General features: G+C 62.1%; 17 protein-coding genes and 1 tRNA gene. 5 read left to right on the top strand and 13 right to left on the bottom strand.

The genetic code is table 11. The features are described 5' to 3' along the window. Positions 1–170: 170 nt before the first annotated feature. From D2V17_RS05870 to D2V17_RS05860, 3 genes are all read right to left on the bottom strand, one after another. Positions 171–1,025, bottom strand: coding sequence for a class III extradiol dioxygenase family protein (locus D2V17_RS05870; protein WP_119592165.1), 855 nt, complete (start codon positions 1,023–1,025; stop codon positions 171–173). Continuing rightward, positions 1,022–1,423, bottom strand: coding sequence for a protocatechuate 4,5-dioxygenase subunit alpha (locus D2V17_RS05865; protein ID WP_119592163.1), 402 nt, complete (start codon positions 1,421–1,423; stop codon positions 1,022–1,024). The genes D2V17_RS05870 and D2V17_RS05865 overlap by 4 nt, the downstream gene beginning before the upstream one ends. A 415-nt stretch (positions 1,424–1,838) precedes the next feature. Next, positions 1,839–2,378, bottom strand: a complete 540-nt coding sequence (locus D2V17_RS05860) for a hypothetical protein (protein WP_119592162.1) — start codon at positions 2,376–2,378, stop codon at positions 1,839–1,841. A 305-nt stretch (positions 2,379–2,683) separates the two neighbouring features. Between D2V17_RS05860 and D2V17_RS05855 the strand changes: the two genes are divergently transcribed. The 3 genes from D2V17_RS05855 (at position 2,684) to D2V17_RS05845 (ending at position 5,631) form a co-directional block, all read left to right on the top strand. Then, complete coding sequence (locus tag D2V17_RS05855) at positions 2,684–3,427, top strand: hypothetical protein (RefSeq protein WP_119592160.1); 744 nt, start codon at positions 2,684–2,686, stop codon at positions 3,425–3,427. Positions 3,428–3,793: 366 nt separating this feature from the next. Next, the gene (locus D2V17_RS05850; RefSeq protein ID WP_119592159.1) at positions 3,794–4,546 is read left to right on the top strand and encodes a helix-turn-helix domain-containing protein; all 753 of its coding nucleotides are present in this window, start codon (positions 3,794–3,796) and stop codon (positions 4,544–4,546) included. A gap of 74 nt (positions 4,547–4,620) precedes the next feature. Further along, positions 4,621–5,631, top strand: coding sequence for a DUF2806 domain-containing protein (locus D2V17_RS05845; RefSeq protein ID WP_119592158.1), 1,011 nt, complete (start codon positions 4,621–4,623; stop codon positions 5,629–5,631). A 1-nt stretch (position 5,632) separates the two neighbouring features. On the opposite strand, the gene D2V17_RS05840 is transcribed toward D2V17_RS05845, so the two are convergent. Beyond that, entirely contained in the window at positions 5,633–6,322 is a 690-nt protein-coding gene (locus tag D2V17_RS05840) for a recombinase family protein (protein WP_119592157.1), read from the bottom strand. Between the two features lie 202 nt (positions 6,323–6,524). Between D2V17_RS05840 and D2V17_RS21525 the strand changes: the two genes are divergently transcribed. Then, positions 6,525–6,683: a hypothetical protein gene (locus tag D2V17_RS21525; protein WP_220474076.1), complete on the top strand. Its 159-nt coding sequence runs from the start codon at positions 6,525–6,527 to the stop codon at positions 6,681–6,683. Positions 6,684–6,824: 141 nt separating this feature from the next. Here the strand turns inward: D2V17_RS21525 and D2V17_RS21245 are convergent, their stop codons facing one another. The 8 genes from D2V17_RS21245 to D2V17_RS05805 form a co-directional block, all read right to left on the bottom strand. After that, complete coding sequence (locus D2V17_RS21245; protein ID WP_191229093.1) at positions 6,825–6,980, bottom strand: hypothetical protein; 156 nt, start codon at positions 6,978–6,980, stop codon at positions 6,825–6,827. 203 nt (positions 6,981–7,183) lie between these two features. Then, positions 7,184–7,639, bottom strand: a complete 456-nt coding sequence (locus tag D2V17_RS05835) for a hypothetical protein (RefSeq protein WP_119592156.1) — start codon at positions 7,637–7,639, stop codon at positions 7,184–7,186. Positions 7,640–7,952: 313 nt separating this feature from the next. Then, complete coding sequence (locus tag D2V17_RS05830; RefSeq protein ID WP_119592155.1) at positions 7,953–8,336, bottom strand: hypothetical protein; 384 nt, start codon at positions 8,334–8,336, stop codon at positions 7,953–7,955. A 1,162-nt stretch (positions 8,337–9,498) separates the two neighbouring features. Continuing rightward, entirely contained in the window at positions 9,499–11,100 is a 1,602-nt protein-coding gene (locus D2V17_RS05825; protein ID WP_119592154.1) for a site-specific integrase, read from the bottom strand. A 128-nt stretch (positions 11,101–11,228) separates the two neighbouring features. Further along, positions 11,229–11,304, bottom strand: a tRNA-Lys gene (locus D2V17_RS05820). A gap of 34 nt (positions 11,305–11,338) precedes the next feature. Next, positions 11,339–11,836 (bottom strand): 2-amino-4-hydroxy-6-hydroxymethyldihydropteridine diphosphokinase, encoded by a 498-nt coding sequence (folK, locus tag D2V17_RS05815; protein ID WP_119592152.1) that lies wholly within the window; start codon positions 11,834–11,836, stop codon positions 11,339–11,341. Beyond that, positions 11,833–12,708 (bottom strand): N-carbamoylputrescine amidase, encoded by an 876-nt coding sequence (gene aguB / locus D2V17_RS05810; RefSeq protein ID WP_119592151.1) that lies wholly within the window; start codon positions 12,706–12,708, stop codon positions 11,833–11,835. Before aguB ends, folK begins: the two co-directional genes overlap by 4 nt. Before the next feature lie 47 nt (positions 12,709–12,755). Beyond that, positions 12,756–13,592, bottom strand: coding sequence for a class I SAM-dependent methyltransferase (locus tag D2V17_RS05805; protein WP_119592150.1), 837 nt, complete (start codon positions 13,590–13,592; stop codon positions 12,756–12,758). A 102-nt stretch (positions 13,593–13,694) separates the two neighbouring features. Here D2V17_RS05805 and msrA point away from each other — a divergent pair, with 102 nt between their 5' ends. After that, positions 13,695–14,225 carry a peptide-methionine (S)-S-oxide reductase MsrA gene (gene msrA, locus D2V17_RS05800; RefSeq protein WP_119592149.1) on the top strand — a complete coding sequence of 177 codons (531 nt, stop codon included), beginning with the start codon at positions 13,695–13,697 and terminating at the stop codon, positions 14,223–14,225. A 222-nt stretch (positions 14,226–14,447) separates the two neighbouring features. On the opposite strand, the gene D2V17_RS05795 is transcribed toward msrA, so the two are convergent. Next, positions 14,448–15,144, bottom strand: a 697-nt coding sequence (locus D2V17_RS05795; RefSeq protein ID WP_147367248.1) for an RsmB/NOP family class I SAM-dependent RNA methyltransferase, incomplete at its 5' end; no start/stop codon positions are given.

Here is a 15,144-nt window from a genome sequence, read left to right as displayed (position 1 = left end):
TCCTTGGTCGCTCTCTTTAGTAACGAGCGTTAGAATAGGAGGGCTTGCCGTATTCGCTTTGACCTTGATCAAACGGTAAAAACTTGCGGCCCCCAGAACGCGAGAGGCCGGACAGGACCCATGTCCTGTCCGGCCTCCACTTGCGGTTCAGCCTTTGTGGGGGGAGAGGATCAGGCGTGAACCTTGTCGCTGTTCTCGAGCAGCACGGTCGCGGCAGCCGTGTTGCTGATCGGAATGTGATAGTTGCTGGCGAGTTCGCGCACAGAGCCGCGCAGGGCCCCGCGCGCGGCAATCCAGTTCAGGATTTCCACCCCCTGGCTGCCCGCCAGCTCGACGATATCGAGCGTATCGTGCTGCAACAGCGCTTCGGGATCGGGCGCGAGATTGCGCAGGCAGAACTTGTCATAGTCGACGTTGATATGCCCGGCGCGGCCACCTTCGAGCTGGTGCGACAGCCCGCCGGTGCCGAACACCACGACCTTCTCATCGCCGCCCCAGCTTTCGATCGCGCGGCCCACAGCCTGCCCGAGGTTGTAGCAGCGCTTGGGGCTCGGCAGCGGGTGCTGCACGGTGTTGACGGCAATGGGGATCAGCTTGAGCGGGAAAGCCTCCTTACCCGGCCAGCACAGCTCGAACGGCACGGCCACGGCATGATCGACCAGCATCGACTGGCAGGTGACAGGATCGAACTCGCTCGCCACGACCTCTTCGATAATGTGCCAGGAAAGATCCTGATGGCCTTCGAACGGACGCTGGAAGGCGATGCCCCAGCCCTCGTCCTCGTGACGATATTCCGCCGCCGCGCCGATGGCGAAGGTCGGCATCTTGTCGAGGAAGAAGTTGAGGCCGTGATCGTTGTAGAACACCACCGCGACATCGGGCTTTTCTGCGGCCAGCCACTGGTGAACCGGCTCGAAGCCATCGAAGAAGGGCTTCCAGTAAGGGTCCTGCTGAAGGCCCTTGGCGATCGCGCCGCCGATGCCGGGGACGTGGCTGGTGAAGATGCCGCCTGCGATCTTGCTCATGCTGCTTTCTCCGACAGGAAGTTGCGGGTTTCGGTGAGACCGTGGGCGAGCAGGGCTGCCTTGAAGTCTTCCAGCTCCATGCCGGTCTGCAGCGCACCCAGATCCTGCACGTTAAGGCCGAGGATGCCAGCCAGCTTGGCGAGGTAGTAAACATTGCCCCCCGCTTCGAGCATGGCGAGAATGTCGCGCTTGCGCACGGCGTCGCGCTGCTGCTCGGTAAGGTTGAAGCGCTCCATCACGGCCTCTTCGTCCTTGACGAAGGCCTCGCGCAGTTCAGCGCTGTTGAAGGCATAGCACATGGCATTGAGCGCATAGCCCGAGCGCGCCTGTTCGCCGTCGAACACGGGCGTGCCGGGAATGATGCGCTTGCCCTTGGTGGCATCGCTGGTGGGAAGCATGGTTGATCTCTCCGCAGTGGGTTCGTGGCAGCGTACCTGCACCCGGCGCGGGCGACCTTCCTTGTCCTGCATCAAACATGCGAAACAATCGCATATGTGAAAATTTCAGACTGCTGGGAGTGGCGACTTATAGCCATGGGTGCGGCCATTATGTGCCGCGCGGCCAGTGACATACACCGGCGGCCATCACACCACGCATTTTTCGGTTAGGAAATGGTGAGCCCTGCTGGGTTCGAACCAGCGACCTACTACCGTTTAGTGCCCTGAAAACCGCAGAAAACTGCCACTTCCACACCACTGTTAACAGGCGATTGTGTAGCACTGTGCGGGCACTTCAGGCAAGATAGCCGATGTGGTCGGTGCCACGCAGACCCGCTGGCAATGAACCGGGCGGCTGGAAACCTGAGCCGGAATGCTAGTAGTTAGCCTCATAGCCTAGTTCATAATCGTCGCGCATCTTGTCCACGCGACGCTCTAGCGCCTCATCGAAGGCGTAGCCTCCCTCGGCAAAACTTTGGCTGTTCCCATAAGCCGAATAGCCGTTTTGGGCTCGCCACTCCCAGCCCGCCTCGTGTCCCGAGCAGTCTTGTGTACAGCCATAGCTGTAGTCGTAACCTTCGTATGCGAGCTCCCTCTCGGCAGCCCTACGCGCAGCCCGTTCGTCAAATGGCTCTCGATATTCGCCTTCATCTTCGTAGGAGCGGTATGCATAGCGGCTACGAGTTGGAGGGAGCCTAACTTCACTGTCCGTCATCGAGGGCAGGTCTGGACGGGAAAAGTCAGGAACTGTGAGCTCGGGCAGTTCCTCCACCAACATCTCATGATCCTCAGCGTAGCCGACAGGCTCGCTGCCTGACTCCACCAGTGCTTCGAGAGCTTCGTCCTGAAGCTTCTCTTCACTATCGGCACAGCCTGCTAAAACGAGAAGAACACTTGGAAGAAGCGACAGTCGCACGGGGTTTTTCCTTCTCTACTCGCCAACCCCAGCCGCTTGGGGCGCTTGCCTAACTAGCGATATCCCGTGAGGGTGAAGAAACAGGAAATCGCGACAAATGCTAGTGAACCGCGAGACCGGGCTGCCCTATGGAAGAACGCAAAGGAGCCAACGCGGCCCAAGCGAAGGCGAAGCGCTGGAGGGGAGCTGGGTCACGATAGGATGACAGAAGCACAGGTCTCAGGCTGCACTCGGGACCGGGGTGAAGAAGCTGTCTGTGTACATGCCCGATCAGTCTGGTTAGCTTTGATGCACGGGCAATAAAGGTGGCGATTGTGTTCGAAGGATGGAGGGAGCGGAGGGCGCTGAAGAGGTGGCAGCGGTCAGTGTTGGGGCAGGCGCTGCAACATCATGGGCATTCGTACTTTTTCGCAGCCGATGCGATCTTCTCGTTTTATGACGAGGAGGAGAAGCAAAGGAACTGCGCACAGTTACACTCTCTAGCGATGGAGATAGTAGCAGCGAACAATCCCATGTTGGCGGTGCGCGAACAGCTTGCGAACTACGTCCTGACTTTTGCCCCATTGATGGCGGCGGGAATGCCAGAGGAGGGGAAGGAAGAACGCGGCTATACGAGTACGCCCTATGTATCCGGCCAGCTACGACCCCATATCTCAAAGGTGGCTGACCATATCGACGAGTTGGGGAGGCTCCGCTTCTCGGAACCTGACATTAGCGACGAAGAGTTGGCCTCATACTGCACAAACCGTGCGTCGCTCCTTCTGTTCTTCTGCAACGGCCTGAATCTCATCAGCATCGCGCTGGAGGATCGTATAGAGAAGAATGACGAATGGTTTGCCGCCTTCGTGGAAGCAGCAATGGTCGCAGCAGAGGACGCAATCCGGCAGGACATTGGTTTGCCCAGCCTCCTGCCCGGTCCTATCGACTCCTTGGCTTACTCCTCGTTCTTTCAGTACGTGGTATCAGGTGAGCCTGACCCCTTCTTCGCTTGGGCGAAGGCATTCCCCGACAAGTATCTTTGTGGGCGTGGCTCACTGCCACCTCAGTGAAAATATCACGCTGCCTCAGGTGATTGAACACTAGGAACTGACCAAAATCGCCGCCCATGGAAATGCGTGGAGCGTAAGGGTGTCGTCTGCAGTTAGGGATGCCATACAGGGCCATGCTACGAGGACAGAGGGGCAGACCTATGGGGATCGGCTATGGATGCCCTCAGGGCGGCGGAGGAGAAGCTGGGGAGATACTCGGCGAGCTAACTGTCGGGTGATTGGCGGGTCTATGTCGGGTTGCGGTATTCGAGTCAGGCCAAAGTCGTGGTAGTGTCGGGTCTATGTCGGGCCACTGTCTCCCTTCCGCCGTGGCAAGTCGCGGGCCGTTTGGGTGAGTATTTAGGGCACTGAAACAAGGAGTTCCTGATGCTGCCGAAACCTAACCATGTCCCGCTGATCGTGGACTCTCAGAAGATGAAGAGCGCAAGGGCGCGTCGTGCTTTGACACAAGAAGCACTAGCTCACCAAGCACGGGTCAATGTGCGTACCATCCAACGCGCTGAGAGGGGCGCGCCTCTACGTCACGAAACTCTCGCAGACATTGCCGCAGTTCTCGGGGTGCCGCCAGCTGGCCTCATTCGGCCAACCCCGGTGAAGGAGGCTGAGGTCGTTGCGGCAGAGGCGGCACAGGGAGAAACCTCAGGCGATGTCCTGCGGCGCGTCGAGAATGCCGAAAGCGTGATCCAAGCTCTGGAACGCTCGATCATGTCCGAACTGAGCTGTGCAGCTAACCCGACCCCTGAACTTATGCCTGTATTGCGCGATGCCATCGTGCATATTGAGTCACTCATGCGCGACCCTTGGGACCAAAGTGACCCAGCGCCGCTGCGGTTCGATTCGGTGATTCCCCGGCTGGAGGCCATAGCCGCGTTGAATGGCCACCTTGCGGCCTTGGAACGTGAAGGGCTTGCGTTCTACCTATGCACGCTCACAGTCTACGTGCGCATACCGTATTGGACGGACGAAGGCTTAGTCGTCAGAGCGAGTCAAAGTCCTCGGTATATGTCAGCGGCCCGCCTCCACATTGCTGAATACACCGCAGAGCGGGTGCGCTTGCCTTACTACACACGGTGGAGGCTCGACCTCTGCGAAGAACTATCGGACGAAATCCCCTTCTGATCGGGAGAATGCCAACAATAACGAAGGATTGATGGTGCTTGTCGAGGGAAGCAAAACCGTCCTATGGAAGCAAGATGGCAGACAAGCACGATAAGCTAGAGGTGGGGATCAAGGCTCATCTCGACACAACAGAGGGTGCCGGGTCATTATCGATAGAGACGAAATATAGGTTCCTCGCGGCAATCGATCGTCTATTAGGGGGAATCTTCGATCTTCCGGCGACTTGGATTGACGTCAAGTCGGATAATATCAAGCACGAAGGTGAGCTTAAGAGGAAGCTGAAAGAAGCGGCATTTGCGCCAGTCCTGTCCGCCCTAGAAGAAGGCGACCATGAACGCGCACGTCTACTTGCTTTCAAGGCTGCGACAGACTTTCGGGAGTTTGAGAAGACGATCAACTTGGCTGCCGTCGCACAGAAAGCCACATTGCAGTTGACGGATCAGAGTGACGATTCTGATGATTCGGATACCGGATCAATCAAGGACGAGTGGCTTTCTCGCTTTCAACACTATTCCTCTACTGCTTCCTCAGAGGAAATGCGCGCATTGTGGGCGCGCGTATTGGCAGGAGAAGCTAGGACTCCCGGTTCATTTAGTGCGGCCAGCCTTAGGTTCATTTTCGACCTAGATTCAGGATTGGCCGAGGTCTGTGAGCGGTTCGCCAAGAGAATCCTACAGGGGGCAATATTACTGGCGGACGTTGATAATAGTGGACCGTCGTTGACAGAAGCGATGGCGTTGCAGGCAGCAGGCGCACTGACAGGAGTTGGGTCAACGCTCACCCGAACTTGGACCCCAAACGAGAGAAATGAAGTTCTCGTCGTGGCTAAAGAGTTTGCGCTCCAAGCCAAGGTGGTCGGACCCGCGCCGCTCCAACTTGAATCTTGGTTTGTGACGAATGTTGGATCTGAGATATTTTCTCTTTTGCCTCAACCCGACGAACGTGAACTCTTGTTAGACGCCGGTAGGGCATTAACCGATCAGCACAAACAACGGTTAGAATGGGTGAAAGTGCTGCGCCTAGGAGAGGTGGTCGTGCCGGGGACGCGTCCAGTCTTGGCTGAAGAAGTGGTCTTTCGGAAATAAATCAGACCACCACAGACGATTGAAGTCGCGCCAGCAGGTTGCGAACGCTGGAGGGGTGCCACTTGCCACCCCTGCGGGTCTGTATGTGGCGGGCGTTAAGCTCCGCAGCGATAGCCCCAAGGCTCACCTTACCGGCAGCCCGAATGTCCGCCACCACGGGCGCTAGATCGCGGGCGTAGTCATCCGCCCCTGCCTTCACCTCGGCGATGGCCGCAGCGTTGCCCTTACCGGCCCGCCTCAGGGCTGCCGCTCCGTTCGGGTTGCCCAGCTTGCGGCCAGCCGCTCGGGCTGCCCCTAGGGCTTCCTTGGTGCGGCGGCTGATGGCCTGCCGCTCGGCCTGCGCCACGGCTGCCATGATATGGACGGTCAGCTCGTTGGCCTCTGGCATATCTGCCGCGATGAACTTGGTCCCGCTGTCCTGCAGGGCCGAGAGGAAAGCCACAGAGCGGCTCAGGCGGTCGAGCTTGGCCACCACTAGGGTGGAGCCGGTGACCTTGGCGCGGTGAAGGGCGGCGGTAAGCTGGGGCCGGTTTGCTACCTTCCCGCTCTCCACCTCGGTATGCTCCGCTATCACTTCCCAGCCCCGGCTCTGGCAGAGTGCCAGGACGGCTTGGCGCTGGGCCTCAAGGCCAAGGCCAGACTGCCCCTGCTTGGCGGTCGAGACGCGATAGTAGGCAACCACTCGGCACATATCATCCTCCTTACAGAACTGCGCAACGTGCGTTAGTCAGTTGTGTACGGCGGGGAAGCGCGGGCAGCAACGGGCCTAGGACTCGGCTCGCCGCAGGATCGACTCGGCTGGACTCAAAGCCCGTACCCGTCGGTATCCATGTACTTACGGCCTGCTGGGCTGTGGGATAGATGGACTGCCTCACTTCAACAGGAGGCTTTCAATGTCCGTGATCTTCTACCCCGCAAACCTCAGCCCCTATCCCTCGGCCAGCCCTGTGGCAGTCCGCAGGGTCGATCCTCGGGACTACCCCAAATGGGATGGCCTTTGCTTCAAGCTGGGGCCGGTAGGGTTCTCGCTGAACTGGAAGCGGCGCGCTTGATCGGCTGAAAAAGAAAGGAGGCTCGCCAGCACGACGGGCCTCCCTTTCTGCCGCCTAAGGCACCCCCATGGGGGAATGCAGCGGAGCGCCTATCTATCAATCCTGCTTCGGATTTTTGCGCGAAAACTTTCCGGGGTCTGGCTAGAACCCTGCAGCGCCGGTCGCCCCAGTCGCAGCCTTGAACGCGCCGTGCAGGTTTCCCAGCAGGCTGTGGAGGCGGGCGTCGCTCGCCTGCCGCTCTGCTGTCTCATGTTCGATCCGTTCAAGGATCAGGGTTTCGTCATCGGTGAGGGTCATGGTTTTCCCGTGATCTGGAAGGGGGGCTGGAGGCCGGTCGAAAGGCAGACCCTAGGTCCGCCACAATGGCCTTTCGCGGCGGCTCATTTCTGCGGGTTACAGGGGTGCTTAGCGTCCCATGTTTGACAAGCCGGGGGGTCAGGTAGGGGGTAGCCGAAAACGGGACGCTAAGCGGCCTCAGGGGGCAGCCGACTGGCGACCCCTCAAGCAGCGCGCTGGCGCTCCATGCGGCGGCGGGTCTGGCGGCGGTTGAGGTCTGCGGCTTCCGGCGAGCGGGCGTAGAAGTCCTGAATGCCATCGGACCGCAGGGCTTCAGCGAACTCTTCGCGGCTGACGTTGCCCCAGCCCTTGCGGTTGAACTGGTAGGACAGCTCGGCCAGCGCGTGGTCAAAGGGAACGGTCAGGGCATAGACCGGCTCGCTCTTGCTGCCGGTAATGGGGCCGACGTAGCCCGCGACCAGCAGCGCCTTGGTGATGGGCGAGAATGTTGCAGGACCAGCCTTGGGGCCAGCCGTAGGGGTCGACCCTCGGTTGGCCTTCTTGCGACAAGCGGGCGAGCAATAGAGCGAGGAGTTGCGCGGCGAGCGGTAGGTGGCACCGCACTGAGTGCAGGTCCGCTCTCGGCCCACGCGGGCCGGGGTGGTGCTTGTGGAGGTCATGATCCTTTCGGGTCTGTGGCGCATGGTCATTTCAGGGACTGCCCCCGCCGGGGACCATGACGAAAACCAGCGGGGGCAGGAAAGCAGGGCCGTTAGCTACTCCGGCGCTGCGGGGACGGGGTTAGCCCAGGGCGAGGGCGAGGATGGCCGCAAGGGCGGTGATGGTCTGCGAGACGGTCACCATTGCGACCGTGGCGACCAGAGCGATGCTGGAGAGGCGGGGCATGGGATTACAGCCGGGGCGCTTTCGTGCTGGGGTGGTGGGTGTCCAAGACGGACTAGACGGCGGAGCCAACCCAAAGCCGACAGGCTTCTAGGCGGCGAGTGCCCGGTCTGCCGCAGGGGCAGTCTCTGGAGCTTCGTCATCTTCGACCAAACCAAACACTTCCTCGTAGGTCAGAGGCGGTGGCTCGGTGAAGGCGATCTCGGTGATACCTGCGGGCAGGTCGTAGCGGCGGAAACCGCAGGGCAGCACCGTGAGGCTGGCGCGGATAGGGCAGCGGCGCACGGTGCGGATGATATCGAGCTTGCGTAGCTGGACTGGCTTGAGGTCGACCCAGCGGGGCCGGTCTGTGTGCCAGCAGCCAACCGCACTGCTGAACATGAAAGGCAGACCCAAGGACGGGTCGCGGGGCAGCGGGTAGGACTGAATCTGGTAGACCTCTTTCGCCCACAGGATGCGCTTGCCGACCTTCAAGGCTCCGACGCTGCCACGCCTCAGGGGCGGTCCTAGGTCAGGGTCGTGCCAAGTGTCGTTTGGCTCTGCTTCCTTGAGGTGGTGCGGGTGGATGCACTTGGGGTTGCCGCAGCGGCGATAGAGGTGGGTGGCCTTGTCCAGCTTCCGGCCATGCCCCGCTTGCCACGCTAGGCGGGCAGCTTGCAGGGAGCCGTACTGCTTGGCGATAGGCGGAGAGACTCGGCCAGTGCCCTCTTTGTTGAAGGAGCCGACCCACAGCAGACAGCCGCTGGCCGGATCGTACTCGGTCTTCTCGTTCAGGTACTCAGCAAGCCCGGGGTTCTTCCCAGCCGGGAAGGCGTAGGGAGATGCGTGAGGGTTGGCGATGGGATGACTCCTTGCAGGGACAGCCGCTCAGAGACTCGTAGAGAGTCGCTGCGGGCGTCTAGCTGGTAGGGTAGCGGGTAGCCCCGCCTTCGCGCTGGAAGAGGCCTCAGAGTCCAATCTAGGGCTATGCCGCTGGATGACCCTAGGTGGCTGGGCTGGAGATGATGACGATGAAAGGGGGAAGGGGGAAGGACTGGGTAGCAGTCCTGAGGCAGTACTGAGTAGCAGTCCTACTATCTACCCTACTATCTCATCCTTACTATTCCATCCTAAGCAAGACGTAAGTAGTAGGACTTCCCTAGTACTGAGTAGTAGTACTATATTAGTAGGATAGGATACTCACTTTGTTCCTTGCTGTCAACCCATCAAATGGGTGGTCGTAACTGAGCTAAGCTCTTCGGGCAGACATTGAGCCTGTCCGGCCGTTCTGGTGCATAGGGTCACCCTTCGTGGTGCCCTCAGGGCGCAGCCTTCCCGTTCAAAGTGCTATAGCGAGGGTTTTAGGGTGCCCCTTCGTGGAACCTAAGGGTTCCAGAGGTGGACCGGGTCGGGGTTCCGGTTGGTGCTATAGCGCAACTTAAATGCCCCCTTCGGGTGTCCACTGGATCACACGGCCATCGTCGTAGTGACCATGGCGTAGGATGAAGGCGCACCGGGCCTGCACTAGGGCGTCCTCTTCGGTCAGCCCCTTGGCTTGGTAGGTGCGGCTCCGATCTGCCTTCCGTCGGTTGGTGCAATAGGTCACCTTAAATGCCCCCGCCGGGGCGATGGATCGAGGGCCATCCGGTTGGTGGTGCTAGAGGAGTAGTTTGGTGATGCCCCCAGCCAGATGCTCCAGATTGAGGCCGGGGTACACCACACGCTGGAGCGCCTCCGCCTTGCTCTGGATGGAGTTCCCGTAGCCGTAACCCCGGCTTGAACCCTTCTCACCACGGCGAGCCAGCGCCAGAGCAGTGCGCTCGGGCAACCCAGCCTCTCGCAGCCTGTCCTCAAACCCATGCCGGAAAGAGTGAATGCCCAGCCGCCGTCCTTCAAGCTGCAGTGACTGAACATGGCCGCTGAACCACTCGGACAAGGCGCGCCCTGAGCCTTCCTCTGGGAACAGGAGTTCGTCGCCTGCAGCTTTCCGCTCAGCGACGAAGGACAGGAATCCTAGGCGGATCAGCTCGGGATGAACCGGAAGCGTTCCCCGCGATGATTCGGTCTTGAGGCGCGCCCCTTCTTGGGTTCGGATATGGATCACAGGTATTTCTCCCTCCTCCACATCACTTACCCGCCGCTGTGTAGCCTCGCTCAGGCGCAGCCCCTGAAAAAGACATAGCAACGGCACCCAGAACCGCCCCGGCTGGTCCCTGCCGCTATCCCAAGGGCGGTCCCACGGTGCCTGCGTGAAGATCGTTTTCAACTGCTCGCTGGTAAACGGATCGCGCCTGTCCGCGTCATCGACCGGATCAGCCACCCGCAGCTTGTGGAAAGAGTGAGAGGTGATCCACCGCTCAGTCACCGCCCAGTTGAAGACTGCGACTACGTGGACGAGGTAGCCATCGTTGACGGTCTTGGCGGTGATCGGAGCGATGCCCAGCTCCTTCCCCTTCGCGACGGCCTCACGCGCCGTCAGCCCCCTGAGGGCTAGCCTGCGGCCCATGCCGGTGGGGAGGGACTGCAGCAACTCGACGAACTCCCGCGCCTCTTCTCGGGCGATGCTGTCCACCATCCGATCTCCAAACTCCTCCCGAAGCAGGCGCGCAACGGGGCCAAAGACTCGCTTGGAAGAATCGGACCAGCCGGGAGTCTTGGCCCGTTCGTATGCTTCGACGAGTTCCGCCACGGTCTTCCCCTCGGGAGCCTCGGGGGCAGCCGGGGGCGCGATCAGCTCGGCGTCACGCGGGGTATAGGCAGCATCGCCCTCAAGGCGCGCTACCGCAGCCCGGTGAAGTTCCACGAAAGCCCGCATAAGCATGCGTTGCAGATAGCCAACCGCAGGGCTGTCCTGATCGACGGACACCCCAGCCTGCCGCAGCAGCGTCCTGCTCGCCGCCAAGACCGGCCCGAAGTCGCCCCGCCCCAGCATCGCTTGGACGGCCTCAAGGCGCTCCTTGGTGGACCTGAGGAGTTGCCTGTGGTCGATGGCCTCAAGCCGCCGCTGCGGTAGGAAAGAGGGCAACTGGGTGTTGAAGAACTCCGCTGCCATGCGGTGCGCCTCGGCCTCAGTCAGTACCCTCTCAGGGTTGGCCTTTGCGGCCTCCCGCGCCTCATTCACCTTGGCACGATACTCGGCAGCGATGAGCGGAAGCTTGTCCGCAGCCTTCTCCTTGTCCGTCTCTCCGGTGGAGCGGATAAACTCTCCGCGAAGGATCGGGGCACAATCGAGCGGCCATCGCTTGCGCACCTGCCACATCGCTGAGCCTTTGCGCCGGGATAACTTGAACACCTCACCGTCCTCCGCTGTGTAGCAGGATTGTGGTGCAGATGAAGTAGACGCTTGCGCCATAACTGACGGAAAACCAAGGACTTCAAGGCGATAAATGGTGAGCCCTGCTGGGTTCGAACCAGCGACCTACTGATTAAAAGTCAGTTGCTCTACCGACTGAGCTAAGGGCCCGATATGGGGCATGGCGCGAATGGCCTGCGGCGCGTCACCTAGATAGCGGGCGGCGGCGGGTCAAGCGTCCATGCAACTGTCGTAGCGTCAAACCGGTCACCGGGTCGCGCCAATCGCCGGCAATCCCGGCTGCCGGACCGAGCACGAAGTCGCGCTCGCGGAACAGCGGATGCGGGATCGCCAGCTCTGGCCGCACGAAAATTCCGCCCGACCACAGCACAATATCGAGATCGAGCGGACGCGAACGCCAGCGCTGCCCGCGCCGCACCCGGCCGAACTTGCGTTCGATCCTTTGCAACTTGCGCAGCAACTTGGCAGGCTTCAGCTCGCACGACAGCACCAAAGCGCCGTTGATGTAGCGCCTTTGCGACGGGCCGACCGGCGCGGTCTCGATCAGGCGTGAGCGAGCGACGACCTTGCCCAGCTTGTCGTCGATGCGCGCGATGGCCCGCGCCAGCACCTGCCGCGGCGCGCCGTAGCGGTGGTGGCGCTGGTTCGATCCCAGCGCGACAAGATAGAGGTGCTTGCTCAAATGTCCTCGGCAATCCGGCCGTAAAGCTGCGGGCGGCGGTCGCGGAAGAAGCCCCAGCTGGCTCGGTGCTCGCGCGCCTGATCGAGATCGAGCGTAGCGGCCAGCACGCCGGTTTCCTCGCGGCCATATTCGCTGAGGTAATCACCCCATTCGTCGCAGATGAAGCTGTGGCCGTAGAAGGCCGTCCCTTCCGCCTGCGAGCCCTCATGGCCGATGCGGTTGGCGGCGATCACCGGCATGCAGTTGCTCACCGCATGGCCGATCATCGCGCGGCGCCACATGCGGCTGGTGTCCATCCCGGCGTCCTTCGGCTCGGAGCCGATCGCGGTGGGATAGAACAAGACCTCGGCCCCCAACAGCGCGAGGCAGCGCGCGGTCTCGGGATACCACTGGTCCCAGCACACCCCGATGCCGATGCGCGCCGTGCCACCTGTGCAGGGCACGTCCCAGACCTTGAACCCGTCGTTGCCGGGGCGGAAATAGAATTTCTCCTCGTAGCCGGGGCCATCGGGGATGTGGCTCTTGCGATAGGTGCCCATGATCTCGCCATCGGGGTCGATCATCGCCAGCGTGTTGTAGTAGTGGTGCCCGTCGCGCTCGAAGAAGCTGGTGGGGATCGCCACGCCCAGCTGTTTCGCCAGCTTGCGCATCGCCTGCACGCTCGGGTGCTCCAGCGTCGGGCGGGCGAGCGCGAAGAACATGTCTTTCTCCTCGCGGCAGAAATAGGGGCCGGAGAACAGTTCGGGCGGCAGGATCACCTGCGCACCCTTGCCTGCGGCCTCTGCGACCAGATCCGAAACGGCAGCGATGTTGGCGGCCTCGTCAGCCAGCCCGAGTTCGAGCTGGAGCGCCGCGACAGTAAGCTTTCTCATGCCTGCGCGATTACTGAGCCTTGGCCGCCAAGTCTACGAAAACGGGATCAGGGCCGCTTGCGGAACAGCAGCGTCATGCGGTCGCTCTCGCCGATTTCGGCGCGGCGGGCGCGTTCTTCGCTGCCCTCGGGCGCTCCGCCGAAGCTGGGCGGAAGGCTCCACACCCCGCCCTCCCAGTCCGCCGGATCGGCTGGGTTGGCGTTGACCTCGCTCTTGCCCACAAGATCGAAACCGTAGGCCGAGAACAGCGCGATCACGTCTTCCTCGCGCTGATAGCCCTTGTCGCCGAGCACGTAGCTTGCGGGAGCATCGGGCCTGGCGCGGTGCTGGACCACGCCGAGCAGGCCATCGTCCTTGAGCAGGGTGCGCGCGGTGGTCGCCACATCGTGGAACCAGCCGAGGCGGCGGATATTGTGGATCTCGCGGAAGATGAGGAAACGATCGACGCTACCAGCCATGGCTTCGATGGCCTCGTCGCCGATGTTCGCGCCGATCACGGCTGCGCCGTTGTCGCCCACCCAGCCCTGCGCCTGCGCGGGGAAGCGGCTGGCGGTCTCGCGCATCCCGGCGAAGAAGCCCGGTCCGCCCTCGGTCCCGACATCTGGGTTGAGACCGATATAGCTGCCCTCCGCCCCGAGATAGGGGATCAGCACGCGCGAATACCAGCCGCCCGAGGGCATGAAGTCGACCACGCTCATCCCGGGCTCGACCTCGAAAAAGGCGAGCGTCTCGACCGGGTGGCGATACTGGTCGCGTGCGCGGTCGTCGGCGCGGATATCGGCGGCGAGGACCGCTTCGATACCGGGCGCGGCGGGCGTCTCGGCCAATGCGGGGGCGGCGCAGGTGAGAGCGAGGGTAGTGGCAAGGAGGGCAGGAAGGCGCATCGTCAGGTCTCCTGTGAAAGGGGCCGGGCAACTCTAGGGCCGGACCGAAGGATGACAAGTGCGCCCGCGCTTCCCATCTCCTGGCGAAAGGAGATTATACCCATGACCATGCAGGCGATTATCGCAGGCGGCTGTTTCTGGTGCACCGAGGCCGTGTTCAAAGACGTGATCGGCGTTGCCGGGGTCGAAAGCGGCTATATCGGCGGGCATGTCGAGGCGCCGACCTACAAGCAGGTTTGCTCAGGCGAGACCGGCCATGCCGAGGCCATCCGCGTGACCTTCGATCCCGCAGTGGTGAGTCTCGCCGAGATCTACGACATGTTCCTCGGCACCCACGATCCGACCCAGCTCAACCGGCAGGGCAACGATGTGGGCACGCAGTACCGCAGCGCGATCTTCCCTCTGGACGACGAACAGCGCGCCGAGGCCGAGGCTGCGATCGGGCGCTGGAATGCGGCGAACGGCGCGATGGCGGTGACAACCATCGAAGGCCCCGCCACCTGGTATCCGGCGGAGGACTATCATCAGGAATACTGGCAGGGCGAAGGCCAGCGCAATCCCTATTGCCTCGCGGTGATACCGCCCAAGCTGATGAAACTGCGCAAGAGTTTTGCGAAATATGTGAAGGACTAGGCGCTTCCGTGCCACATCATCGTCGGCCTGCATAAAGCACGGGGCGACGACGTTGGGCCTAGAGCGGGAAGACATAGGATCAACTCGCAACGCCCTTCCCCTGTGGGGAAGGGTTGGGATGGGGGGCCCACGCCAGCGTCGAAGCCCCCACCCCCGGCCCCTCCCCAAGGGGAGGGGAGCAAGGCGGACCAGGGTAATCTCATCAGAATCTAACGGCGCTACTCAGGCGGTGAAGCGGGCGATGAAGAAGCCGTCGAGCCCGCCCTTGCCCGCCAGCATCCCCGGATCGGTGCGCACCCAGCCCTCGGGCGTGGGCGCGAGACCGGCGGGCAGTTCCTCAGCGCGCACGGGGTCGGGCGTCAGCGAACAAGCCGCAGCGATCTCCTCACCCTCGGCGCGTTCGAGCGAGCAGGTCGCGTAAACCAGCCGCCCGCCCGGCACCAGCCAGTTGCCCGCGCGCTCGAGCAACTGCCCCTGCAGCTCGGCCATGGCCGCGATCTGGCGCTCGCCGATGCGGTGGAGCACGTCAGGATTGCGGCGGCAAGTGCCGGTAGCGGTGCAAGGCGCGTCGAGCAGGATCGCGTCGTATTGCGCCTCGGGGTGCCAGCCCATGGCGTCGGCCTCGATCACCTCGGCAGCAAGGCCGGTGCGCTCGCAGTTCTGGCGCAGACGTTCGAGCCGGCGCGACGAATTGTCGAGCGCCGTGACCTGCCAGCCCATGCTCGCCAATTGCAGCGTCTTGCCACCGGGCGCGGCGCAGAGATCGAGCACACGCCGCCCCTCACCCATGCCGAGCAGGCGTGCCGGGAGCGAGGCCGCAAAATCCTGCACCCACCATGCGCCCTCGGCAAAGCCGGGCAATTGCTCGACCGAGGTGCCACGCGGCAAGCGCAGGTGTCGCCGCGCGAGGCTCTCACCG

The organism is Aurantiacibacter xanthus, from assembly GCF_003584015.1.
GTDB lineage: Bacteria > Pseudomonadota > Alphaproteobacteria > Sphingomonadales > Sphingomonadaceae > Alteraurantiacibacter > Alteraurantiacibacter xanthus.
Note: the sequence above shows the minus strand (reverse complement) of the source record. Positions and strands in the feature narration are given on the sequence as shown.